1 protein-coding gene is annotated in these 759 nt (G+C 69.6%); it reads right to left on the reverse strand.

The window, feature by feature from the left end; translation table 11 throughout:
- Positions 1–640 (reverse strand): IS256 family transposase (locus ABQ292_RS26600; RefSeq protein WP_369210704.1); only part of this gene is annotated, 640 nt, incomplete at its 3' end.
- Between the last annotated feature and the right edge of the window lie 119 nt (positions 641–759).

The following is a 759-nucleotide window of genomic DNA, read 5'->3' on the forward strand; positions in this document are numbered from 1 at the left end:
TCAGCCAGCCGGCGCCGTCCTCGGCGCTGGTGACCTGCAAGCCGAGGATCTCCCGGTGCCCGTCGGCGTTGACGCCGGTGGCCACCAGGGCGTGCACGTTGACCACCCGGCCGCCCTCGCGGACCTTCAGGACGAGGGCGTCGGCGGCGAGGAACGTGTAGGGCCCGGCGTCCAGCGGGCGGTGCCGGAAGTCGGCGACCTGGCCGTCGAGCTCCTTGGCCATCTCGCTGACCTGCGACTTGCTCAGCCGGGTGATGCCCAAGCTCTCGACCAGGCGCTCCATCCGCCGGGTGCTCACGCCGAGCAGATAGCAAGTGGCAACCACAGTGGTCAGCGCCCGCTCGGCACGCCGTCGGCGCTCCAGCAACCAATCCGGAAAGTAGCTCCCCGACCGGAGCTTGGGGATCGCGACGTCGAGGGTGCCGGCGCGGGTGTCGAACTCCCGGGGCCGGTAGCCGTTGCGGACGTTGGTCCGCTCGGGGCTGCGGGCTCCGTACTCAGCGCCGCACACCGCGTCGGCCTCGGCCGACATGAGCGTGTCGATGAATGTGGTCAACATTTGGCGCAGCAGGTCAGGGCTGGCCTGGGCCAGCTGTTCGTGCAGGAAGTGGGCAGGGTCGATACTGCTCGGAGCGGTCATCGCGTCGAACTCCTGAAGGACTGTGAGAGGTCTCCCAGAAGATCACGCGGTGGCCGCCTCGACGTTCAGGGCCCGCTACTCACCGGGGCCGTCGCACACCACCCTGGTGGACGCCACTC

Origin of the sequence: Geodermatophilus maliterrae (assembly GCF_041018925.1) — a bacterium.
Taxonomy (GTDB): domain Bacteria; phylum Actinomycetota; class Actinomycetes; order Mycobacteriales; family Geodermatophilaceae; genus Geodermatophilus; species Geodermatophilus maliterrae.